The organism is Gordonia aquimaris, from assembly GCF_026262595.1.
Taxonomy (GTDB): domain Bacteria; phylum Actinomycetota; class Actinomycetes; order Mycobacteriales; family Mycobacteriaceae; genus Gordonia; species Gordonia tangerina.
In genome coordinates this window covers 1-21,965 of sequence record NZ_JAPKFM010000022.1, presented here as the reverse complement: position 1 = coordinate 21,965, position 21,965 = coordinate 1, and the positions used below count along the sequence as shown (strand labels likewise).

Genomic DNA, 21,965 nt, shown 5'->3' with positions numbered 1-21,965 from the left:
AACGAGCCGCAGATCGGCACGTCTAAGCTGGTCACCTGTGATCACTCGCATGTCCACGCTGTTCCTGCGCACACTCCGTGATGACCCGGCCGACGCGGAGGTCCCCAGCCACAAACTCCTCGTCCGGGCCGGCTATGTCCGCCGAGCGGCGCCCGGGGTGTACAGCTGGCTGCCGCTGGGTCTGCGGGTGCTGCGCGCTGTCGAGCAGGTGGTGCGCGAGGAGATGGACGCGATCGGGGCGCAGGAGATCCTGCTGCCGGCGCTGCTGCCGCGCGACCCTTACGAATCCACCGGGCGATGGACCGAGTACGGCGACAACCTGTTCCGGCTCAAGGACCGCAAGGGCGCCGACATGCTTCTCGGACCCACCCACGAGGAGCTGTTCGCCCAGCTGGTCAAGGGGGAGTACTCCTCCTACAAGGATCTGCCGGTGATCCTGTATCAGGTGCAGACGAAGTACCGCGACGAGGAGCGGCCGCGTGCCGGAATCCTGCGTGGGCGCGAATTCGTCATGAAGGACGCCTATTCGTTCGACCTCGATGACGACGGGTTGAAGCGGGCCTACTCCGCCCACCGCGAGGCCTATCAGAAGATCTTCCGTCGCCTCGAGGTCGAGTATGTGATCGTCGCGGCCACCTCCGGGGCGATGGGCGGCAGCGCGTCCGAGGAGTTCCTCGCCGAGAGCGAGGTGGGCGAGGACACCTTCGTCCGGTGCATCGAGTCCGGGTACGCCGCCAATGTGGAAGCGGTGGTCACCCCGGCTCCCGAACCGATCCCGTTCGACGGTCTGCCGGAGGCCGAGATCTACAACACCCCGGACACCCCGACCATCGACTCACTCGTGCAGTGGGCCAACGCCACTCTGGACGGCACGTTCGGCGGACACGACACTTTGAAGAACGTGTTGGTCAAGGTGCGCCAACCGGGCGGCGACTGGGAGATCACCGGTATCGGTGTGCCCGGCGACCGTGAGGTCGACATGAAGCGTCTCGAGGCGGCGCTCGAACCGGCCGAGGTGGAGATCCTCTCCGACGAGGATTTCGCCGCGAACCCGTTTCTCGTGAAGGGATACATAGGACCGAAGGCACTGGCGGCCAACGGCGTCCGTTTCCTGGTCGACCCGCGGGTGGTGGACGGCACCTCCTGGATCACCGGCGCCGACCAGCCTGGCAAGCACTTCGTGAACCTCGTCGCCGGACGCGACTTCACCCCGGACGGCACGATCGAGGCAGCCGAGGTCCGCGACGGGGACCCGTCTCCGGACGGCAAGGGGCCGCTGGTCTCGGCCAAGGGCATCGAGATCGGCCACATCTTCCAGCTCGGTCAGAAGTACACCGATGCCTTCGAGGTGGATGTGCTGGGCGAGAGCGGAAAACCGGTGCGCCTCACCATGGGCTCTTACGGCGTCGGGGTCTCGCGCCTGGTCGCCGTGATCGCCGAACAGTGCCACGACGAAAAGGGTCTGCGGTGGCCTCGGTCGGTGGCACCCTTCGCGGTCCACCTCGTGATCGCAAACAAGGACGAGGCCGCCATCGCCGGCGCCCACCAGTTGGCCGAGGATCTCGACGCGGCAGGGTTGTCGGTGCTGCTCGACGATCGCAAGGCCTCGCCGGGCGTGAAGTTCAAGGACGCCGAACTGCTCGGGATGCCCGTGGTCGTCGTGGTTGGCCGCGGATATGCCAACGGCACCATCGAGATCCGCGACCGCTTCACCGGGGAGGCCACCGAGGTGCCGGTCGACGACGCCGTGGTACGGGTGACCGAGGCTGCCCGATAGGCGGTGGGCACGGTCGCGGGGTCAGGTGATCGCCGACGACGGATCGATCCGCGCACGCGATCGGCATCCGCGCACCTCGCGACATGCGCGGCTGCGCGTCGTGGTTGGCCCGAGCCTTCAATCGGCTCAGCCGGCGCGTCCGGGGAACGGGACGGTGACCGGTGATTCACGCAGTGCCACACGCCAATTGGCCGCGCGCACCGATGATTCGGTGAGTCCGTCGAGTCCCATGCGGCGCGCCGTGGCATCCTCGCTCTGCTCGATGAGCGCGCGATAGGCGACCGTGCAGTCGACTTCGGCGGCGAGGAGCGCCTGGACCGCCGTCACCGAATCATCGACATCCACGGGCAGTGTGTAGCCGGCGGCCGCTTGCGGTGCCGTCGCGCCGGCCGCAGTCAGCGCAGTCACCAGTTCGTTGCGTCGAACTCGATGGGCGGCAACGTATTCCGCCACCATCGAACGCCGTGCAGTGGAAACGTAGGCGGTCGACACGCCGTAGGTGAAGATCGCGGCGTCCTCGGCATCGACGGCGGCAGCAAGTGCGTCAGTCGGGGCGGTCATGCGAGCTGTACCTCCACCATGCTCGTCACCGAGGCGCTGATCGCGCCGGCGAGTCCGGCCGGGTAACCGGTCAATGACACCGTCGCGTCCGCGGAGGTGCGTGCCGATTGCTGTAGCAGCCCGCGCATCCCGGCAACCGTGGAGACGGTCGGAACAGGCGCCGACGGAGCCGGGGCCGTCCCCGACGTCGGAGTCCCCGGCGTCGACCCCGATCCTGCAGCTCCCGCCGTGCCGAGGCGTGCGGCGGTGCGTTCGTCGAGTCGGGTGATCTCCTCGCGCAGGGCCTGGGCGTGCTCACCGCGTTGGTTCGCGACCACCCCGAGGGCATTGCTGTACTCCGGCACCTGCGGAGCCAATGCCTGCGCGGCAGCCTGATCGGCCAGCGCAGCATCGGCGAGCGGTGCCAGGGCGGCGGCGGTGATCTGATCGGCAGTCGGGCCTCGGTCGCAGGCCACCACCATGGATGTCGCGACACCTCCGGCTACGACGACCAGACTGCCGCGCAGGACCGAACGGCGGGGGAGGGGTGTGGTCACGCGAGACATGATGCCAGCAGACTTCCCGCTTTAGAGCACGAGCCGGTCGGCTGGTCGTCGGTGCCATCACGATGGTCTACGATGGGCCACTGCACACGAGCGGTCCATCACCGCCGTGACCATCAGTCCACAGCATCGTCGCGACAACTGAAGACGAGGAGGCGCTTGTGCCGCTCACCGCCGAACAGGTGCACCGACTCGTCGAATCGGTCGTCACCGCCGAGGGCTTCGACCTCGAGGATGTACATGTCACCGGCTCCACCGGCCGGACCGACGTCAGCATCGTCGTCGACCGCGATGGTGGCGGCGAACTCGACGTCCTCGCCGACCTCAGTCGACAGATCTCCGACGTTCTCGACGCGGCGCCCGAGACCGCTGACGCCGCCTACGTGCTCGAGGTCACCTCGCCCGGTGTGGACCGCCCCCTCACCCTGCGCCGGCATTGGCGGCGCGCCACCGGCCGCAAGGTGTCGGTTGACTACGTCGATGCCGCCGGTGCCCCGGCGCACCTCGATGGTCGGGTCGGATCGGTCGATGAGGACGCGGTGGAGATCGTCGTCAACAACCGTGGTCGCCTGAGTGCCATGCGGGTGATGCTGGAGTCGGTGACCAACGCCGTGGTGGGCGTGGACTTCTCCCGCCCGAGTTCCGCCGAACTAGAGCTGTGTGGCCTCGAGGCCGACGAAATCGCGCGGCGTCGCCAGGCGCCCTGAGCGGACACACCACCACCGACGCATTCACAAATCGCGTGTAACTGCGCACAATCAAATCGGACAACAGAACGCCCGAACGCAAGCGGACAGCCCAAGCAAGTGGACAGCCCAAGCAATTGAACAGCCCAGACAAGTGAACAGCCCAGACAAGTGAATAGGAGCCACAAATGAATAGGAGAACTGCCAGATGAACATCGACATCAATGCGCTGCGGATGATCGAGGCCGACAAGGGCATCTCCATCGAGACGGTGATCACCGCGATCGAGACCGCCTTGTTGACGGCCTACCGGCACACCGACGGCTTCGCGCCGCACGCCCGCATCGACGTGAATCGCAAGACCGGTGCGGTGCGGGTGCTCGCGCAGGAGCTCGACGACAACGGCGATGTGGTCCACGAGTGGGACGACACCCCGGAGGGTTTCGGCCGGATCGCCGCCACCACCGCACGTCAGGTGATCCTGCAGCGCCTCCGCGACGCGGAGAACGAGAAGAACTTCGGCGACTTCGCCACCCACGAGGGTGAGATCGTCGGTGGCGTCGTGCAGGCGGACGCCCGCGCCAACGCCCGCGGGATGATCGTGGTGCAGATCGGCAGCGACGCGAACAGCGCCGAGGGGGTCATCCCGACCGCCGAGCAGGTGCCGGGCGAGACGTACGAGCACGGCGACCGCATCAAGTGCTACGTCGTGGGCGTTTCTCGTGGACCGCGTGGGCCGCAGATCACCTTGTCGCGCACGCACCCGAATCTCGTGCGCAAGTTGTTCTCGCTCGAGGTCCCGGAAATCGAGGACGGATCGGTGGAGATCGTCGCTGTCGCCCGGGAGGCCGGACATCGCTCGAAGATCGCGGTGCACACCGGGGTGAGCGGACTCAACGCCAAGGGCGCGTGCATCGGACCGATGGGGCAGCGTGTGCGCAACGTGATGAGCGAACTGGCCGGCGAGAAGATCGACATCATCGACTACGACACCGATCCGGGGGTGTTCGTCGGGAATGCATTGTCGCCGGCGAAGGTTGTGTCGGTGGAGGTCGTCGACCTCGCCGCCAAGGCCGCACGAGTCGTGGTACCCGACTATCAGTTGTCTCTGGCGATCGGCAAGGAAGGCCAGAACGCTCGACTCGCTGCCCGGCTGACCGGCTGGCGGATCGACATTCGGTCCGACGCCGATCCGGCGCCACCGGCCGCGCACAGCGGCCGTCCGGGCCTGTCGCACGCCGACTGAGCAGCCGGTTGCCCGAGAACACCTACGGCGCGCTAGACTGATCGATGGTTCAGCGAAGACTGTTGACGCCACCCCCGGATCGAAGCGAGCAGGACGGTTTCGCCCACCTCGGGCCGGTCCGGATGTGTGTCGGCTGTCGCAAGCGCGCCGAAGCAGCCGATCTGGTCCGGGTTGCCGTCCGACAGGACGACAACACGCCACAACTGGTTGTGGACGTCGCGCGAACCGTGCCGGGACGAGGTGCCTGGTTGCACCCGCGGAGGGACTGTGTGACCGCCGCGGTGCGACGCAAGGCGTTTCCCTCGGCGCTACGGGCTCCCGGTCTGACCGTGGACCCCGACGACCTCGCCGAAGCGATCGGCGAGATCACCGAAGAAGATGGCCGTAGCGGCCGGAACAGGTAGCAGAAGACTATGAGCACACCGTGAAGTACCCACGATGAGCGCGTATCGGACGTAAACCGAGGTCGTAGCGGGCAGCCCGTTCGACCTCACAAGTGAGGAGAGCAGTGGCAGGCAAGGCCCGCGTGCATGAACTGGCCAAAGAACTCGGCGTGACGAGCAAGCAGGTGCTCGAGCGACTGAAGGAGCAAGGCGAGTTCGTCAAATCTGCGTCGTCGACGGTGGAGGCCCCAGTGGCCCGTCGACTCCGCGAATCATTCCCCAAGTCCTCCGGGTCCAAGGAAGGCGCCAAGTCGGCGCCCAAGCCCGGCGGTGCACCCAAGCCCGGCGCCAACGGCTCCGGCGCCAAACCCGGACCGGCACGGCCCGGCCCCAAGCCCGGCGCACCGACCCCGGGCCCGTCCCCGGCCGCGGCGGCCGACGCCACCCCGGCCCCGTCGTCGACTCCGTCTCCGTCTCCGGCCCCGGCCCCCACGCCGTCCCCGGCGAAGCCGAAGCCCGCCCCGGCTCCCAAGCCGGAAGCTCCGGCCGCGAAAGACGCCGGCAGCGCTCCCGCGGCCCGACCCGGCCCGCGTCCCGGTCCCAAGCCCGGCCCGCGCGCACCGCGTGTCGGCAACAACCCGTACTCATCCGCGCCGGCGCCCGCTCCACGGCCGCAGGGTCCTCGTCCCGGTCCGGGGCAGGGTGGCCCGCGTCCCGGCGGCGGTCGGCCCGGAGCCGGTGGACGCCCAGGTCAGGGAGGCGGTCGTCCCGCTCCCGGTCAGGGCGGACCCCGTCCCAGCCCCGGTAGCATGCCCCCACGTCCGAGCCCGGGCGCGATGCCGAGCCGTGCCGCGCGTCCGGACGCCGGACGTCCCGGTCGCGGCGGACCCGGCGGTGGCGGCGGCCGTGGTGGCGGCTTCCGTGGCGGACCCGGCGGTGGCGGCGGCGCGCCCGGCGGTTTCCGCGGACGCCCAGGTGGCGGCGGCGGTCGCGGTCGCGGCGGTGCCGCGGGTGCGTTCGGTCGTCCCGGCGGTGCCCCGCGCAGAGGACGCAAGTCGAAGCGGGCAAAACGCGCCGAGTACGAGAACATGCAGGCTCCGGCCGTCGGTGGCGTTCGGCTGCCGCGCGGCAACGGCGAGACCATCCGTCTCGCTCGTGGTGCCTCGCTGTCGGACTTCGCCGACAAGATCGATGCCAACCCGGCATCGCTGGTCCAGGCGTTGTTCAACCTCGGCGAGATGGTCACGGCGACCGAGTCGGTCAACGACGAGACGCTGGAGCTGCTCGGCTCGGAGATGAACTACACCGTCCAGGTCGTCAGCCCCGAAGACGAGGATCGCGAGCTCCTGGAGAGCTTCGATCTGTCCTACGGCGAGGACGAGGGCGGCGAAGAGGATCTCGAGCAGCGTCCGCCGGTGGTCACCGTCATGGGTCACGTCGACCACGGCAAGACCCGACTCCTCGACACCGTGCGCAAGGCCAATGTCCGTGAGGCGGAGGCCGGTGGCATCACCCAGCACATCGGCGCTTACCAGGTGAACACCCACCTCAACGGGGACGATCGTCTGATCACGTTCATCGACACCCCGGGTCACGAGGCGTTCACCGCCATGCGTGCCCGTGGCGCGAAGGCCACCGACATTGCGATCCTCGTGGTCGCGGCCGACGACGGCGTCATGCCGCAGACGGTGGAGGCGGTCAACCACGCGCAGGCGGCGGATGTGCCGATCGTGGTGGCGGTCAACAAGATCGACAAGGAGGGCGCCGACCCGGCGAAGATCCGTGGTCAGCTCACCGAGTACGGCCTGATCCCCGAGGAGTACGGCGGCGAGACGATGTTCGTCGACATCTCCGCCAAGCAGGGCGACAACATCGACGCGCTGCTCGAAGCGGTCCTGCTGACCGCGGATGCCTCGCTGGATCTGCGGGCCAACCCGGACATGGACGCCCAGGGTGTCGCGATCGAGGCACACCTCGACCGTGGTCGCGGACCGGTGGCGACCGTGCTCGTGCAGCGCGGCACCCTCAAGGTCGGCGACTCGATCGTCGCGGGTGACGCCTACGGACGTGTCCGCCGCATGGTCGACGAGCACGGCGACGACGTCGCCGAGGCGCTACCGTCGCGTCCGGTTCAGGTCATCGGATTCACGTCGGTGCCCGGCGCGGGCGACAACCTGCTCGTCGTCGAAGAGGACCGCACCGCCCGGCAGATCGCCGACCGGCGCAACGCGCGCAAGCGCAATGCGCTGGCCGCGCGCAGCCGTAAGCGGATCAGTCTGGAAGACCTGGATTCGGCGCTCAAGGAGACCAGCCAGCTCAACCTCATCCTCAAGGGCGACAACTCGGGTACCGTCGAGGCGCTCGAAGAGGCGTTGCTGGGGATCGACATTGGCGATGAGGTCTCGCTGCGGGTAATCGACCGCGGTGTCGGTGGTGTCACCGAGACCAACGTCAACCTCGCGGCAGCGTCGGACGCGATCATCATCGGGTTCAACGTGCGTGCGGAGGGCAAGGCCACCGAGCTGGCCAACCGCGAGGGCGTCGACATCCGGTACTACTCGGTCATCTACCAGGCCATCGACGAGATCGAGAGCGCGCTCAAGGGCATGCTCAAGCCGATCTACGAAGAGGTGGAGCTCGGCCGCGCCGAGATCCGGGCCATCTTCAAGTCGTCGAAGGTCGGCAACATCGCCGGCTGTCTGGTCCAGTCGGGCATCATGCGGCGTAATGCCAAGGCCCGCCTGCTCCGCGACAACGTGGTGATCGCCGAGAACCTGTCGATCGCCTCACTGCGGCGCGAGAAGGATGACGCGACCGAGGTCCGCGAAGGCTACGAATGTGGTCTCACGCTCACCTACAGCGACATCAAGGTCGACGACGTCATCGAGAGTTACGAATTGCAGGAAAAGCCGCGCGACTGAGTCCGCCGCGACAACCCACCTCCCCTTCGGTCTGCGTGCCGCTGCGCGCGCAGACCGAAGGGGAGTAGTTTCCCAGTGGAAAGGACGACAGATGGCTGATTCGGCACGAGCCGCCCGTTTGGCGAAGCGCATCTCGTCGATCGTCGCATCGGCGATCGGCACCGAGATCAAGGATCCGCGGCTCGCACACGTGACCATCACCGACGCACGTGTCACCAACGATCTGCACGATGCGACGATCTTCTACACCGTGATGGGCGAATCCATAGACGCCGAACCGGACTACGACGCCGCTGCAGCCGGCTTGGCCAAGGCCACCGGCATTCTGCGATCCAAAGTCGGTGCGGGCACCGGCGTTCGGTTCACCCCGACGCTGACCTTCGCGCTCGACACCGTGCCCGATGCGGCGCGTCAAATGGAGGAACTGGTGGCGCGCGCCCGCGCCAACGATGAGCTGGTGGCGCGTCAGGCGGCGACCGCGACCCCCGCGGGTGAGGCCGACCCCTACCGCAGCCGCGACGACGAGCCCGGCGACGAGGACGGTTCGCCGGAGTGACGGCCGCGACCAGCACGGCGGTCGCCGGTGCTCTCACCGGGGTATCCGCCGTGACAATCCTCTGCCACGTGCGCCCGGACGCGGACACCATCGGCAGCGGGCTGGCGCTGGGGTTGGCACTGACCCGCCTCGGCACCGAGGTGGAGGTCGCGTTTCCCGACACCGTGGCATTGCCGGCGGTATTGGGCGAGCTTCCCGGTAGCAAGCTGCTCGTGCCGGCGGCCGAGGTGGTGGGGCATCCGGTGGTGGTGTCGGTGGACGCAGCCAGCCTGGGGCGGCTCGATGAGCTGGCGCCGGTGTTCTCGGCTGCGGAGTGCTCGGTGACAATCGATCACCATGCCTCCAACAACGGGTTCGGCGACCACGACCTGATCGATCCGGCGGCAGACTGTACCGCTGTGTTGGTGTTGGCGGTGCTCGACGAACTCGGTGTCGAACTCGACGTCGACATCGCCACCTGCCTCTACGCGGGCATCGTCACCGACACCGGCTCGTTCCGCTGGGCCCGGCCCGAGTCGTTCCGGGTGGCCGCACGGCTGCTCGACGCCGGAGTCGACGGACGGGCGTGGAGCCGCGCACTGATCGACAGTCACCCGTTCGCCTGGTTCTCCCTGGTGTCGCAGGTGCTCGCGACCGCGCGTCTCGACCCGCACGCCTGCAACGGCGAGGGGATCGTCTATGCGGTGGTGGGTCACGACGTACTCTCCGCGATGAGCTGGGAGGAATCCGAGAGCGTCATCGACATCGTGCGCACGGCCGTCGAGGCCGAGGTCGCCGCAGTCTTCAAAGAGACCGCGCCCGGAGAATGGGCCGTGTCGCTGCGATCCAAACGCGCCGTGGACCTCGTTCCCATCGTCGCGGCACGCGGTGGTGGTGGCCATCGGCACGCATCGGGATACAGCGACACCGGCACCGCCGACGCCGTCGTCGCGCGACTGGTGGAGTCCCTCTGAGAGAGTCGGACGTCACGAGCGTGCCGCCGTCGACGCCGAGCGGTGGGCGCATCGCGGTGCTCACCGTGTCGGCGCTGGCGGTACTCATCGCGCCGCCGCTGTATCTGCTTCTCGACCTCGCCGTGGTCGGTCGCCTCGGCGGCAACGAACTGGCTGCGCTCGGCGTGGGAACGTTGGTGCTGTCGGTGATCAGCACCCAGCTCACCTTTCTCTCCTACGGAACCACCGCGCGGTCGGCCCGTCGATTCGGCGCAGGCAACCGATCGGGTGCGATATCCGAAGGGGTACAGGCGAGCTGGATCGCGCTCGGAGTCGGTGTTGCGCTGGTGGCGGTGATGTACCCACTGGCGCCGGTGGTGATGCGGGTGCTCGTCGGTACCGGCTCGGCGGATTCGCAACAGGTCGTCGCCGACGGGGCCGGCTGGCTGCGGATCGCCATGTTCGGCGTTCCGCTGATCCTGTTGTCGATGGCCGGCAACGGCTGGATGCGTGGGGTGCAGGACACCCGGCGACCGGTTGTCTACGTCGTGGTCGGGCTGTCGGTGGCGGCGGTGTTGGTGGTCGGTCTGACCCACGGTGTCGGCCCGTTTCCCCGGATGGGCCTGCCTGGGAGCGCCGTGGCGAACCTGGTGGGACAGGGCCTGACGGGGCTGCTGTTCGCCATCCGGGTGGTTCGTGCGGTCCGTCGGTCGGACACGCCACGGATCGCCCCGGATCGACGGGTGATCGGGGCGCAACTGGTGATGGCGCGGGATCTGGTGCTGCGCAGTCTGTCCTTCCAGGTGTGTTTCCTCTCTGCTGCCGCGGTGGCAGCACGGTTCGGCGTTCACGCCGTCGCGGCCCACCAGGTGGTGCTGCAACTGTGGGAGTTCATGTCGCTGTTTCTCGACTCGCTCGCCATCGCCGCGCAGTCGCTGGTGGGGGCTGCGCTGGGTGCGGGAGCCGTCGGCTCCGCGGTGGGTACGGCGCGTCGCGTGACCGTGGCGTCGGTGGCCGCGGCCGGCGCAGCGGCGGCGGTCTTCGCGCTCGGCGCGGCACTGATCCCGCGGCTGTTCACCTCGGACCCGGCGATCCTCGACGCGATCGAGACGCCGTGGTGGTTCTTCGTCGCGATGTTGCCCATCGCGGGCGTCGTGTTCGCGCTCGACGGGGTGCTCCTCGGGGCGGGTGACGCCCGATTCCTGCGCACTGCCACGCTGGCCGCTGCGCTCGGCGGATTCCTGCCACTGATCTGGTTGTCGCTGGTGTTCGATTGGGGTCTCGCCGGCATCTGGAGCGGCCTGGTGGTGTTCATGGTTCTCCGGTTGGTCGCCGTCGCCCATCGTGTGCGATCGGGTCATTGGCGCCGCACGGGCATGCAGACCTGACCAAAGGGTAAGTTCGTGCCGCGGCTTCGGTTACCCTTACCTCATGTCGATCCGATTCCTCGTCGCCGTCGTGTGCGGCGTGTTCGCGATGTGTCTGTCCACCGGCGCCGCTCCGGCCGGCGCCGCGCCGGCTGCGACGACGCACGTCCTGATCGTCCCGGGGCAGTACCTCGGGGCCCTGCCGTATCAGCCGATGGCCCAGAACCTGACGGCGCGCGGATATCCCACCACGGTCCTCGACCTCCCGGGCGCCGACATGACCGCCGAGGCGAAGCAGATCGGCGCCGCGGTGGACAGACTTCACCGCGAGCATCCCGGGGTCCGGGTCGCCTTGGTCGGTCACAGCATCGGCGGTGTCAGCTCCCGCCTGTATCTCAAGGAGATGGGTGGACACCAGAAGGTGTCCACCTACCTCGCGTTCGGCAGCCCGCAGTACGGCTCGCCGGGCGCCTGTGGCCAACCGGCCGCCCCCGAGGTGTGCCCTGGAACCCCATTCTTGACAGCTTTGAACGAAGGCGACGACACCCCGGGCTCCACGCAGTACTACGGCGTCCGCAGCGCCCGCGAGTGGGTCGACGGCCACCTCGACGGAGGTCAGTGCCGGGTCACTCCGATCCCGGCCAACGAGTCGCTGCCGGCGCTCGGGCTCGAGCACACCTTCGAACCGTTCGACCCCAAGATCTGGGACGTCACGGTCGCGGCCATCACGGGACGCTGCGTCGGCGAGTACGTCACCGAGCCCGACGGTGTGCTCACCTACGAGAAGTCCGCACTCCCCGGGGCGCCGGTCCGCTGACCGAGGCGCGGCGGTCGGGCTGCTCCGAGGTGACCGCGGCCACATCGTTAGGCTGAACGGATGGCGACGTTGTGGGCGATCAGTGACCTCCATGTCGCGCATCGGGGCAACGAGCACATCGTCGACCAGATCCGGCCGCAGAGCAGTGATGACTGGCTGATCGTCGCGGGCGATGTCGCCGAACGCACCGATGACATCATCGACACGTTGCGGCGGCTGCGAACGAGGTTTCACACCGTGGTGTGGGTGCCGGGCAACCACGAGCTCTACACCACCGCGAAGGACCCGCTGCAGATCTTCGGCGTCGCGCGCTACGACTATCTGGTGCAGGCCTGCCGAGACATCGGTGTCGTGACGCCGGAGGACATCTACCCGTTGTTCGACCCCGGCGACGGATCGCCGGGCGTTCGGGTGGTGCCGATGTTCCTGCTCTACGACTACACCTTCCGTCCCGAGGGCACCACCACCACGCTGACCGCGCTGGCGTTGGCCCGCGAACGAAACGTCGTCGCCACTGACGAGTTCTTGCTCTCGCCGGAGCCGTTCCCCACCCGCGATGCGTGGGGTCGGGCGCGCATCGAGTCGACGCGCCGGCGCCTCGATGCACTGGATACCGCCGAACCCACTGTGCTGATCAACCATTGGCCGTTGCGTCGGGAACCCACCGACGCCCTGATGTACCCGGAGTTCGCGCTCTGGTGCGGAAGCGAACTCACTGCCGACTGGCACACCCGGTACAACGCAGCGTGCTGCGTGTACGGCCATCTGCACATCCCGCGGACCACCTGGTACGACGGCGTACGCTTCGAAGAGGTGTCGGTCGGGTATCCGCGCGAATGGAAGCGCCGCGGGCTACCGGATCCCTTGCTGCGGCCGATCATCCCGGACCCAGGGCTCACCGAGGACGACCTGCCCGGTCACGGCGCACGGTTCGAACTGCCGCCGGACTACGAGCAACGGGCCGCCGAGTTCGCGCGCCGCATCGCCGAGCGGCGCGAGCGTCGGGCCGCACGACCCACCACACGTCCCCAGGAGGGCGACAGATGATCGAACAGCTCGTGCCGAGCGGTGTCGCCGCGGCCGAGGCGTTCGAGGACCCACCGGGCATCGAACCGCTGCCCGCCGAACGGTCCCTGATCGAACGGGCCGTGGAGAAGCGGCGGCGCGAGTTCACCACCGCGCGGTACTGTGCGCGACAGGCCATGGGGCAGTTGGGAATCGAACCCGCTCCCATAATGCGCGGTGAGCGCGGGATGCCGGTCTGGCCCGACCGGGTCGTGGGAAGTCTGACCCACTGCGACGGATATCGGGCGGCCGTGGTCGCCTACGCGCTGCAGGTCCGGTCTCTCGGTATCGACGCCGAACCACACGATCGCCTGCCCGCCGGAGTTCTCGAGCACACCAGCCTGGAGGCCGAACGTGCGGTGCTCGCCACCCGCCCGGCCGGAGTGCACTGGGATCGGTTGCTGTTCTGCGCCAAGGAGGCCACCTACAAGGCGTGGTTCCCGCTGACGCAGCGGTGGCTCGGTTTCGAGGACGCCCACATCACGTTTGACCAGACGTCCGAACGGGCCGGCACGTTCACTTCGGCAATCCTCATCGATCCAGCCGCGGTCGATGGTGGGGCGCCGCTGGTGGAACTCCGCGGACGATGGTTGATCGACCAGGGACTCATCACGACGACGATTGCGCACCTCTGACATGGCCGATGCATCGATTGAGAACGCCGGCCTGATCGTCGTCGACAAAGACCCCGGCATGACCAGCCACGATGTCGTGTCGAGATGCCGAAAGCTGTTCAACACCAGGCGGGTCGGACACGCCGGCACGCTCGACCCGATGGCCACCGGCGTGCTGGTGGTGGGTATCGAACGGGCCACCAAGCTGCTGGGACTGCTTTCGCTGACCACCAAGTCCTACGTGGCGACCATGCGGCTCGGTGCGGCCACCGACACCGACGATCGTGAGGGCGAGACGATCTCGCGTGTTGATGCGGCACATCTGACCGACAACGAGATCGCCGCCGGCATCGCGGCCCTGACCGGTGACATCGAACAGGTTCCGGCCCGGGTCAGTGCGATCAAGGTCGACGGCAGACGCGCACACAGCCTGGTGCGTACCGGCGCGGAGTTCGATCTCGCGGCCCGGCCGGTGACGGTCAGCAGGTTCGACATCGTCGGCATCCGGCGAACCGACGACGGCTTCGTCGATGTGGACGTCGAGGTCGATTGTTCGGCCGGCACCTACATCCGCTCGCTGGCTCGCGATCTCGGTTCCGCACTGGAGGTCGGCGGCCACCTGACGGCGCTGCGCCGCACGGCCGTCGGGCCGTTCACTCTCGAGAACGCTCGCACGCTGGAGATGCTGAGCGAAGGCCCCGGTCTGTCGCTGACGATCGATGAGGCTGCGAAACTGTCCTTCCCGCACCGCGACATCGATGCCGACGAAGCGGAGTCGATCAGTCAGGGGCGATGGTTGACCCCGATCGGCCGCAAGGAGACCTACGTGGTGATCGACCCGGACGGTCGGGCTATCGCACTCGTACAGGAGAAGGGGCGCCGCGCCAGTTCGGTGATGGTGGTGCGGCCGGCGACGCTACGCTGACCCCGGGGTCAGCGACCGCCCCACGATCATGGCGGCGTCACCAAAAAGATCGCCCGGGCGGCGATGTCACCGAGGTCGATCTGCTCGCTGCCGTCCACCGAGATCGAAATCGTGCCGGCGAACGGTCGTTTCTCCACGACCGTGACCACGCGGTCCAGGGCGACCCCGACCTCGTCGAAGTAGCGCAGCATCTCCGGGTCGTCGTCGGAGATCCGTGCCACCGTGCCCGATTCGTCGACCTCGAGCTCGGAGAGCAGCCTGGCGTCCGGGCTGGGCACCGAACCGTCGAGGGCCGGGATCGGATCGCCGTGCGGATCCCGACTGGGGAAGCCGAGTTTCGCGTCCAACCGGGACATCAGCCGGTCCGATACCGCGTGCTCGAGCACCTCGGCTTCGTCGTGCACCTCATCCCAGCCGTAGCCGAGTTCGCGCACCAGGAAGGTCTCGATGAGTCGATGTCGGCGGACCATCAGCACCGCCGCGGACTGCCCCTCGTCGGTGAGGGTGACCGACCCGTACCGTTCGTGCGACACCAGACCCTGATCGGCGAGTTTGCGAATGGCCTCCGATGCAGTCGATGCCGACACCCCGAGACGTTCGGCGAGCATCTTGGTGGTGACCTTCACGTCTGCCCACTCCTGAAGCGTCCAGATGACTTTCAGGTAGTCCTGGGTGACATTGGACAGTTCGGTCACCGGTCGCTCGGCCGACGTGGTTCGGGCGTCGACATCTCCGCCCGATGCGGGCATGTCGGCTCGGGCCGCGCGGGACTGGGGCATTCTTCGAGCTTAGGGTGTGCCCGCCCGGCCGGCGACAGCAGCCGTCGCGTCGTCGGCAGTTCCCGCTGCGTTCAACCATCCGAGGTCCGGTGAAACACGCTGTTCACCACCGACGGCCGGATGTGGTTTGTCGTCGCGGCGGGCCGTAGGCTGGTGCGCGTGTTGCGTTGGCGAGGTCTCGAGGACATCCCCGCGGACTGGGGTAGATGCGTGGTCACGATCGGTGTGTTCGACGGAGTGCACCGCGGCCATGCCCAGTTGATCCATGCCGCGACCACAGCGGCGAAAGAACGCGGCGTGCCCGCCGTGCTGATGACCTTCGACCCGCACCCGGCCGAGGTGGTGCGGCCCGGCACGCATCCGCCGCAGCTCACCACGCTGACCCGGCGGGCGGAGCTGGCCGAACAGCTCGGCATCGACGTCTTCTGCGTCATGCCGTTCACGCCGGAACTGGCGTCGCGTTCCCCCAAGGACTTCGCCCACGACATCCTGGTCGAGACCCTGCACGCGGCTGATGTCGTGGTCGGCGACAATTTCACCTTCGGTAAGAAGGCGGCCGGCGACGTCACCAAACTCGCCGAGCTCGGGCAGATGTTCGGGTTCGAGGTGCAGGCCATCTCGTTGTTCGGTGAGCATGCGGTGACCTTCTCGTCGACCTACATCCGTTCGTGTGTCGCGGCCGGCGACGTCGAGGCCGCTGCCGAGGCGCTCGGGCGTCCGCACCGGGTGGAAGGCGTTGTGGTGCGCGGCGACGGACGCGGTCGAGAGCTCGGATTTCCGACCGCCAACGTCGCCCCGCCGATGTACGCGGCCATTCCCGCCGATGGGGTGTATGCCGCGTGGTTCTCGGTGTTGGGGGTCGGACCCGTCGTCGGACAGGTCGAGCCGGGACAGCGGTATCAGGCCGCGGTGTCGGTGGGGACCAACCCGACCTTCTCGGGTCGGACCCGGACGGTCGAGGCGTTCGTCCTCGACAAGAGCGCCGACCTCTACGGGCAGCACGTCGCGATCGACTTCGTGGGCCGACTGCGCGGGATGGAGAACTACCCCGACGTGGCAGACCTGATCACCGCCATCGCCACCGACGTCGAGGACACCCGCCGGGTGCTGGCCGAGCGGGGTTGACCGTCGGCGATTTTGGCCGCGTTCGTTTGCGCTGGTAAAATTGTCGATCGGCGTTGCTGCGGTCCGCGGTGGCGCGCCGACTGTCGCGGTACCGGGGTAGGTGTCCGGCGGTAACCGAAGAACGCGGGACTGAGAATCCAGGAGTATCTCCATGGCACTGACTGCCGCCGAAAAGAAGGACGTCCTCGCCGAGTACGGGCTGCACGAGACCGACACCGGTTCGCCCGAGGCGCAGGTCGCGTTGCTCACCAAGCGCATCACCGATCTGACCGAGCACCTCAAGACGCACAAGCACGATCACCACAGCCGTCGTGGTCTGCTGCTGCTGGTGGGTCGCCGTCGCCGTCTGTTGAAGTACGTCGCGAAGGTCGACATCAACCGCTACCGTTCGCTGATCGAGCGTCTGGGTCTGCGTCGCTGATCGACGATTCTCCGATGATCGGCCGCCTCCGCATCCCGGGGGCGGCCGAGTCGTTTCTGCAGGCCAGCCCGTAATGATAGGCTGGCCACTGATCGTTGCCGTGAAGTCCTGCTGGACGTGACACTCGAGCAGATCGGTCCTCGGTAGTGGCCGCCGGAACCTGTTCCGACCTGATTCCGGCCGCTTCGATCGAAGGCCGTCTGCGCTACTTCAGGATGCGCTCCGGATGCGCATCCGCACGACCGGCACTTCTCTCATGGCTCCGTTCCGGGTCGACTCTGCTGTCGCAGACGTCGCCACCTCTGTGGTGCACGCGCACCGCAATGTGTGGTGGGTTCGGCGAAGAGCTGATCCGCATCCGACCAACCGGCCGCCGGTCACCGGTGGCTACACGAAGGGATTCTTCCGACCACATGTCAGATGTGACCACCCCCGGCGTCGACACCGACGCCGACTATGACGACACGATCACCGAAGCGACCGCCGTCATCGACAACGGGAGCTTCGGCACCCGCACCATCCGTTTCGAGACCGGCCGCCTTGCCTTGCAGGCCGCCGGCTCCGTCACCGCCTACCTCGACGACGAGACCATGCTGCTCTCGACGACCGCGGCATCCAAGCAGCCGAAGGAACACTTCGACTTCTTCCCGCTGACCGTCGACGTCGAGGAGCGCATGTACGCTGCGGGCCGCATCCCCGGCTCGTTCTTCCGTCGCGAGGGACGCCCCTCCACCGACGCGATCCTGACCTGCCGCCTCATCGACCGTCCGCTGCGTCCGTCGTTCGTCGACGGCCTGCGCAACGAGATCCAGGTCGTCGTGACGGTCATGTCGCTCGATCCCAAGGACCTCTACGACGTCGTCGCGATCAACGCGGCATCGGCGTCCACCCAGCTCGCCGGACTGCCGTTCTCGGGGCCGGTCGGCGGCGTGCGCGTCGCGTTGATCCCGACCGAGGAGAACAAGGCCGGTCAATGGGTTGCGTTCCCGACCGTCGAACAGCTCGAGGGTGCCGTGTTCGACATGGTCGTCGCGGGGCGGATCGTCTCCGGTGAAGGAGACAGCGCCGACGTCGCGATCATGATGGTCGAGGCCGAAGCCACCGAGAACGTCATCGACATCATCGCCGGCGGTGCGCAGGCACCGACCGAGGCGATTGTCGCCGAGGGACTCGAGGCCGCCAAGCCGTTCATCGCACGCCTCTGCGAGGCACAGAAGTCGCTCGCAGCCGAGGCGGCCAAGGAGACCGGCGAGTTCCCGCTGTTCCCGCCGTATGCGCAGGACGCCTACGACGCCGTCGCCGCCGCCGGTTCGGATCGTCTCTCGGAGATCCTCACCATCGCGGGCAAGCAGGAGCGCGACGACAAGACCGACGAGCTCAAGGCGGACATCCTCGCCCAGCTCGGCGAGCAGTTCGAGGGCCGCGAAAAGGAGATCGGTGCGGCCTACCGCTCGCTCACCAAGAAGCTGGTGCGTCAGCGCATCCTGACCGACCACTTCCGGATCGACGGCCGTGGCATCACCGACATCCGGTCGTTGTCGGCCGAGGTCGCGGTGATCCCGCGCGCACACGGTAGTGCCCTGTTCGAGCGCGGTGAGACCCAGATCCTGGGCGTGACCACCCTCGACATGGTCAAGATGGCGCAGCAGATCGACTCGCTCGGACCCGAGACGTCCAAGCGTTACATGCACCACTACAACTTCCCGCCGTATTCGACCGGTGAGACCGGTCGTGTCGGTTCGCCGAAGCGTCGCGAGATCGGCCACGGTGCCCTCGCCGAGCGTGCCCTGGTGCCGGTGATCCCGAGCGTCGAGGAGTTCCCCTACGCCATCCGTCAGGTCTCGGAGGCGTTGGGCTCCAACGGTTCCACCTCGATGGGTTCGGTTTGTGCGTCGACCATGGCGCTGCTGAACGCCGGCGTGCCGCTGAAGGCTCCGGTCGCCGGTATCGCGATGGGTCTGGTGTCCGACACCGTCGACGGCGAAACCCGCTATGTGGCGCTGACCGACATCCTCGGTGCCGAGGATGCCTTCGGCGACATGGACTTCAAGGTGGCCGGCACGAAGGATTTCGTGACCGCGCTGCAGCTCGACACCAAGCTCGACGGGATCCCGTCGAAGGTGCTTGCGGGTGCCCTCGGCCAGGCCAAGGACGCCCGGCTGACCATCCTCGACGTGATGGCCGAGGCCATCGACGAGCCGGACGAGATGAGCCCGTATGCACCGCGCATCACGACCATCAAGATCCCGATGGACAAGATCGGTGAGCTGATCGGCCCGAAGGGCAAGACGATCAACGGCATCACCGAGGACACCGGCGCCAACATCTCCATCGAGGATGACGGCACCGTGTTCATCGGCGCCTCCGACGGCGAGTCCGCGCAGGCCGCGATCGACAAGGTCAACTCCATCGCCAACCCGCAGCTGCCCAAGGTGGGCGAGCGGTTTTTGGGCACGGTCGTCAAGACCACCGCCTTCGGTGCGTTCGTGTCGCTGCTGCCGGGTCGCGACGGCCTGGTGCACATCTCGAAGCTCGGCAAGGGCAAGCGGATCAACAAGGTCGAGGACGTCGTCAACGTTGGCTCCAAGCTCCGTGTGGAGATCGCCGACATCGACGACCGCGGCAAGATCAGCCTGGTGCCGGTCGACGACGAAGCCAAGGCCGACACGGCCACGAGCGACGAGAAGGCAGACGCCACCGCCGACGCCTGATCATCGGACACACTGCGTGACCCGTCACCCGATTCCGGGCGACGGGTCACGCCCGTCTCACGGCTAATCTAAGCAATGAGATTCGTCGAGTCAGGGAGGGAATACGCCGTGTCCGATCCGGATGGCGCATCGGGCAACAAGCTCACCGTCGCACGTCGACGCGATCGAAGTGGTTCCGGCCCGGGAATCGTCGACGATCTGCTGGTCACCCGGCCGATCATCGGTTCAGCAGACATGCCCGTTCGTGAGGCAGCGGCGTTGATGACCGAGCGAGGCCAGGATCATCTTGTGATCCCGCTGACCGGAGGCACGTACGGATTGCTCACCGACGCCGACATTCGGGCCGGGGTCGTCGCGGTCGGTCGAGACATCGACACGCCGGTCGGTGAACTGGTCGCCGGGCCGGTTCCGGTGGTGCCTCAGGGCACCGCTGCGGTGGACGCGCTCACCGTGTTGTTCGACCGTGATCTGACGGCCATGCCGGTGGTGGATCCCGCCGGCGCAGTGGTCGGGGTGGTGGCCGCGGTCGACTTCATCGCGGCCCCGGCAGGACCGGGAATGTCACTGCGTGCGCAGGTGTCCCGGGCAGGCAATATCGGCGATCTGACGGCCCGTGCACGTCGTATCCCGTATCTGATGGCCGACATGGTGCGACGGGAACAACCCGTTCACGAGGTGACCGCGATCGGCGCGCTGATCCACGACGCCGTGGTCCGGCGGGCGCTGGACCTGGTACTCGAGCGGCACCCGGAACTCGACCCCGGCGCGCTCACCTGGCTGTCCTTGGGCAGCAACGCCCGGCGTGAGCCGGTTCTCACCTCCGACATCGACTCCGCCGTGGCACTCGACGACGCCGTCCCCGATGAGCAGATCGATTCCTACCGAATCGCATTCGGTGAGGTCAACGAGGTACTCCTGGGTGCAGGGCGCCGGATCGACGAGAACGGTGCCATCGCCTCCAAGCCCTTGTTTGCTCGCACCCGGTCGCAGTGGCGATCTGCTGCGCAGGGCTGGGTGCAGGCGCCGCTGGAGAACAAGGGCATGATCTTCACCTCGTTGCTGCTGGACAGTCGGCCGATCTGGGGAGTGTTGGGCGCAGACGCGCTCGGTGGGTTGTTCGCCGAGCTCCGCAACCATCCCGGCACAGTGGGATTGCTGCTGGCCGAAGCATTGTCGTACAAGGCCCGGTTGCGGTCTATGCGCGATGTGTTGACCCGTCGGGCCGATACCTTCGAGATCAAGGAGCACGCTCTCACCCCGCTGGTGAACATTGCGCGTTGGGCGGCGCTCAGCGTGGGAGCCACCGAACTCGACACCCGTGCGCGGCTGCGTGCGGCGGCAGGCAGCACGATGCTCAGCGAAGCGCAGGCGTCCGAACTCGTCGAGGTGTTCGACGTGCTGCAACGGGTGCGCCTCACCTACCAGGTGGCGCAGTTCGATCGTGGCGAGCCGGTGGGCGACACCCTGGACATGAAACGACTCTCGCCGCTCGATCGCAGCCTCGTTGCGCAGGCGGTTCGCGAGATCGCCGGTGTACAGCGCAAGATGACCAACATGAGCCACTATCTACCGGTCGCCGACTGAGCTGTCATGTGCCTGATCCTGTTCGGCTGGAACGTCCTGCCCGACACGCCACTGGTGGTCGCGGCCAACCGGGACGAGTTCCACGCGCGACGCACCCGGGCGTTGTCGCGATGGCCGGACGCACCGATCATCGGAGGTCGTGACGGGGAGGCGGGCGGCACCTGGATGGGCGTCAACGCCGAGACCCCTTCCCGCGTGGCCATGGTCACCAATGTTCGCGACGGAATACCCGCTACCGGTCCGAGATCGCGTGGGGAACTGCCGGTGCAGTTCCTGCTCGGTGCGATGAGTCCGGCAGAGTTCGCCGGCGAACTCCTCACCCGTGCACAGGGTTATGCGCCGGTGAACGTGTTGATCGGCGATGCCGAGGAGTTCTGGTGGGCGACGAACTGGCCGCGGCCCCGGCTACAGCAGGTTCCCGACGGCGTTCACGGATTGTCCAACGGTTTGCTAGACAGTCACTGGCCCAAGGTCGACCGTGGGCGGGATGCGTTGTCGGAGTTACTGCTCGATGATCCGGAGTCCGTCGATCCGTATCTCGAGTTGCTTGCCGACCGCGATCGCCCGGCCGACGACGCTCTGCCCAGCACAGGAGTGCCAATCGAGCGCGAACGTGACCTCTCGCCGATGTTCATCGACGTGCGCGGCTACGGCACGCGCGCGTCGACCGTGTTGCGAGTGGGCGCCGATGGCCACGGCGACATCACCGAGCGGCGGTTCACCTACCGTGCACGCCGACGCGGGACCACGACGATCCGCTTCTGAGGCATCCCGATTCGGCGCCATCCGATTACTGCTGCCCGAGGTCGCTGCAACAAATCGCTGGTCGAGTGTCGAACGTCGGTGCACAATTCGCTGGTCGGGTGTTGAACGTCGGTGCACAATTCGCTGGTCGGGTGTTGAACGTCAGTGGCGCCGATTCGCTGGTCGGGTGTTGAACGTCGGTGGCGCCG

General features: G+C 67.5%; 20 protein-coding genes. 17 read left to right on the top strand and 3 right to left on the bottom strand.

Annotation, left to right across the window (positions count from 1 at the left end; genetic code table 11):
* Window positions 1–49: 49 nt before the first annotated feature.
* The gene (locus OSB52_RS18240; RefSeq protein WP_266062999.1) at window positions 50–1,777 is read left to right on the top strand and encodes a proline--tRNA ligase; all 1,728 of its coding nucleotides are present in this window, start codon (window positions 50–52) and stop codon (window positions 1,775–1,777) included.
* A gap of 126 nt (window positions 1,778–1,903) precedes the next feature.
* Here OSB52_RS18240 and OSB52_RS18235 read toward each other — a convergent pair whose 3' ends face one another.
* Both OSB52_RS18235 and OSB52_RS18230 read right to left on the bottom strand, forming a co-directional pair.
* Window positions 1,904–2,338 (bottom strand): ferritin-like domain-containing protein, encoded by a 435-nt coding sequence (locus tag OSB52_RS18235; RefSeq protein ID WP_266062998.1) that lies wholly within the window; start codon window positions 2,336–2,338, stop codon window positions 1,904–1,906.
* Complete coding sequence (locus tag OSB52_RS18230; RefSeq protein ID WP_266062997.1) at window positions 2,335–2,883, bottom strand: hypothetical protein; 549 nt, start codon at window positions 2,881–2,883, stop codon at window positions 2,335–2,337. The genes OSB52_RS18235 and OSB52_RS18230 overlap by 4 nt, the downstream gene beginning before the upstream one ends.
* 158 nt (window positions 2,884–3,041) lie before the next feature.
* On the opposite strand from OSB52_RS18230, the gene rimP reads away from it, so the two are divergent.
* The 11 genes from rimP to truB all read left to right on the top strand — a co-directional run bounded on the left by rimP (window position 3,042) and on the right by truB (window position 14,392).
* Entirely contained in the window at window positions 3,042–3,587 is a 546-nt protein-coding gene (gene rimP, locus OSB52_RS18225) for a ribosome maturation factor RimP (RefSeq protein WP_266062996.1), read from the top strand.
* A 187-nt stretch (window positions 3,588–3,774) separates the two neighbouring features.
* On the top strand, window positions 3,775–4,812 hold the full coding sequence (gene nusA / locus OSB52_RS18220) for a transcription termination factor NusA (protein ID WP_235722233.1): 1,038 nt from the start codon (window positions 3,775–3,777) through the stop codon (window positions 4,810–4,812).
* A gap of 44 nt (window positions 4,813–4,856) precedes the next feature.
* A complete protein-coding gene (locus tag OSB52_RS18215; RefSeq protein WP_308203679.1) occupies window positions 4,857–5,216 on the top strand; it encodes a YlxR family protein in 360 nt (119 codons plus the stop codon).
* Window positions 5,217–5,320: 104 nt separating this feature from the next.
* Window positions 5,321–8,116 carry a translation initiation factor IF-2 gene (gene infB, locus OSB52_RS18210; RefSeq protein ID WP_266062995.1) on the top strand — a complete coding sequence of 932 codons (2,796 nt, stop codon included), beginning with the start codon at window positions 5,321–5,323 and terminating at the stop codon, window positions 8,114–8,116.
* Between the two features lie 91 nt (window positions 8,117–8,207).
* Window positions 8,208–8,672 (top strand): 30S ribosome-binding factor RbfA, encoded by a 465-nt coding sequence (gene rbfA / locus OSB52_RS18205; RefSeq protein WP_266062994.1) that lies wholly within the window; start codon window positions 8,208–8,210, stop codon window positions 8,670–8,672.
* Window positions 8,669–9,625, top strand: coding sequence for a DHH family phosphoesterase (locus tag OSB52_RS25040; protein ID WP_266062993.1), 957 nt, complete (start codon window positions 8,669–8,671; stop codon window positions 9,623–9,625). Before rbfA ends, OSB52_RS25040 begins: the two co-directional genes overlap by 4 nt.
* Window positions 9,626–9,645: 20 nt before the next feature.
* Window positions 9,646–10,992 (top strand): MATE family efflux transporter, encoded by a 1,347-nt coding sequence (locus OSB52_RS18195; protein WP_266062992.1) that lies wholly within the window; start codon window positions 9,646–9,648, stop codon window positions 10,990–10,992.
* 43 nt (window positions 10,993–11,035) lie between these two features.
* Window positions 11,036–11,788, top strand: coding sequence for an esterase/lipase family protein (locus tag OSB52_RS18190; protein ID WP_266062991.1), 753 nt, complete (start codon window positions 11,036–11,038; stop codon window positions 11,786–11,788).
* A 60-nt stretch (window positions 11,789–11,848) separates the two neighbouring features.
* Window positions 11,849–12,835 (top strand): metallophosphoesterase family protein, encoded by a 987-nt coding sequence (locus OSB52_RS18185; protein ID WP_235722227.1) that lies wholly within the window; start codon window positions 11,849–11,851, stop codon window positions 12,833–12,835.
* Window positions 12,832–13,488, top strand: a complete 657-nt coding sequence (locus tag OSB52_RS18180; RefSeq protein ID WP_235722226.1) for a 4'-phosphopantetheinyl transferase family protein — start codon at window positions 12,832–12,834, stop codon at window positions 13,486–13,488. The genes OSB52_RS18185 and OSB52_RS18180 overlap by 4 nt, the downstream gene beginning before the upstream one ends.
* Before the next feature lies 1 nt (window position 13,489).
* A complete protein-coding gene (truB, locus tag OSB52_RS18175) occupies window positions 13,490–14,392 on the top strand; it encodes a tRNA pseudouridine(55) synthase TruB (protein WP_266062990.1) in 903 nt (300 codons plus the stop codon).
* Window positions 14,393–14,418: 26 nt separating this feature from the next.
* On the opposite strand, the gene OSB52_RS18170 is transcribed toward truB, so the two are convergent.
* Window positions 14,419–15,141: a metal-dependent transcriptional regulator gene (locus tag OSB52_RS18170; RefSeq protein ID WP_235722383.1), complete on the bottom strand. Its 723-nt coding sequence runs from the start codon at window positions 15,139–15,141 to the stop codon at window positions 14,419–14,421.
* Between the two features lie 189 nt (window positions 15,142–15,330).
* Between OSB52_RS18170 and OSB52_RS18165 the strand changes: the two genes are divergently transcribed.
* From OSB52_RS18165 to OSB52_RS18145, 5 genes are all read left to right on the top strand, one after another.
* The gene (locus OSB52_RS18165; protein ID WP_235722224.1) at window positions 15,331–16,296 is read left to right on the top strand and encodes a bifunctional riboflavin kinase/FAD synthetase; all 966 of its coding nucleotides are present in this window, start codon (window positions 15,331–15,333) and stop codon (window positions 16,294–16,296) included.
* 151 nt (window positions 16,297–16,447) lie between these two features.
* A complete protein-coding gene (gene rpsO / locus OSB52_RS18160) occupies window positions 16,448–16,717 on the top strand; it encodes a 30S ribosomal protein S15 (protein WP_235722223.1) in 270 nt (89 codons plus the stop codon).
* Between the two features lie 413 nt (window positions 16,718–17,130).
* Complete coding sequence (locus OSB52_RS18155; protein WP_266062989.1) at window positions 17,131–19,428, top strand: polyribonucleotide nucleotidyltransferase; 2,298 nt, start codon at window positions 17,131–17,133, stop codon at window positions 19,426–19,428.
* A 75-nt stretch (window positions 19,429–19,503) separates the two neighbouring features.
* Complete coding sequence (locus OSB52_RS18150; protein WP_372512449.1) at window positions 19,504–21,012, top strand: putative nucleotidyltransferase substrate binding domain-containing protein; 1,509 nt, start codon at window positions 19,504–19,506, stop codon at window positions 21,010–21,012.
* A gap of 6 nt (window positions 21,013–21,018) precedes the next feature.
* Window positions 21,019–21,777 carry an NRDE family protein gene (locus tag OSB52_RS18145; protein ID WP_266062987.1) on the top strand — a complete coding sequence of 253 codons (759 nt, stop codon included), beginning with the start codon at window positions 21,019–21,021 and terminating at the stop codon, window positions 21,775–21,777.
* Window positions 21,778–21,965 lie beyond the last annotated feature (188 nt).

What these genes read in the sequence shown, in the direction of transcription:
- rbfA (WP_266062994.1), top strand. Translation starts at nt 8,208, where the DNA reads ATGGCTGATTCGGCACGAGCCGCCCGTTTGGCGAAGCGCATCTCGTCG.
- OSB52_RS18215 (WP_308203679.1), top strand. Translation starts at nt 4,857, where the DNA reads ATGGTTCAGCGAAGACTGTTGACGCCACCCCCGGATCGAAGCGAGCAG.
- OSB52_RS18150 (WP_372512449.1), top strand. Translation starts at nt 19,504, where the DNA reads ATGAGATTCGTCGAGTCAGGGAGGGAATACGCCGTGTCCGATCCGGAT.
- OSB52_RS18240 (WP_266062999.1), top strand. Translation starts at nt 50, where the DNA reads ATGTCCACGCTGTTCCTGCGCACACTCCGTGATGACCCGGCCGACGCG.
- OSB52_RS18230 (WP_266062997.1), bottom strand. Translation starts at nt 2,883, where the DNA reads ATGTCTCGCGTGACCACACCCCTCCCCCGCCGTTCGGTCCTGCGCGGC.
- OSB52_RS18145 (WP_266062987.1), top strand. Translation starts at nt 21,019, where the DNA reads ATGTGCCTGATCCTGTTCGGCTGGAACGTCCTGCCCGACACGCCACTG.
- OSB52_RS18235 (WP_266062998.1), bottom strand. Translation starts at nt 2,338, where the DNA reads ATGACCGCCCCGACTGACGCACTTGCTGCCGCCGTCGATGCCGAGGAC.
- OSB52_RS18170 (WP_235722383.1), bottom strand. Translation starts at nt 15,141, where the DNA reads ATGCCCGCATCGGGCGGAGATGTCGACGCCCGAACCACGTCGGCCGAG.
- truB (WP_266062990.1), top strand. Translation starts at nt 13,490, where the DNA reads ATGGCCGATGCATCGATTGAGAACGCCGGCCTGATCGTCGTCGACAAA.
- OSB52_RS18185 (WP_235722227.1), top strand. Translation starts at nt 11,849, where the DNA reads ATGGCGACGTTGTGGGCGATCAGTGACCTCCATGTCGCGCATCGGGGC.
- OSB52_RS18155 (WP_266062989.1), top strand. Translation starts at nt 17,131, where the DNA reads ATGTCAGATGTGACCACCCCCGGCGTCGACACCGACGCCGACTATGAC.
- nusA (WP_235722233.1), top strand. Translation starts at nt 3,775, where the DNA reads ATGAACATCGACATCAATGCGCTGCGGATGATCGAGGCCGACAAGGGC.
- rpsO (WP_235722223.1), top strand. Translation starts at nt 16,448, where the DNA reads ATGGCACTGACTGCCGCCGAAAAGAAGGACGTCCTCGCCGAGTACGGG.
- OSB52_RS18190 (WP_266062991.1), top strand. Translation starts at nt 11,036, where the DNA reads ATGTCGATCCGATTCCTCGTCGCCGTCGTGTGCGGCGTGTTCGCGATG.
- OSB52_RS18180 (WP_235722226.1), top strand. Translation starts at nt 12,832, where the DNA reads ATGATCGAACAGCTCGTGCCGAGCGGTGTCGCCGCGGCCGAGGCGTTC.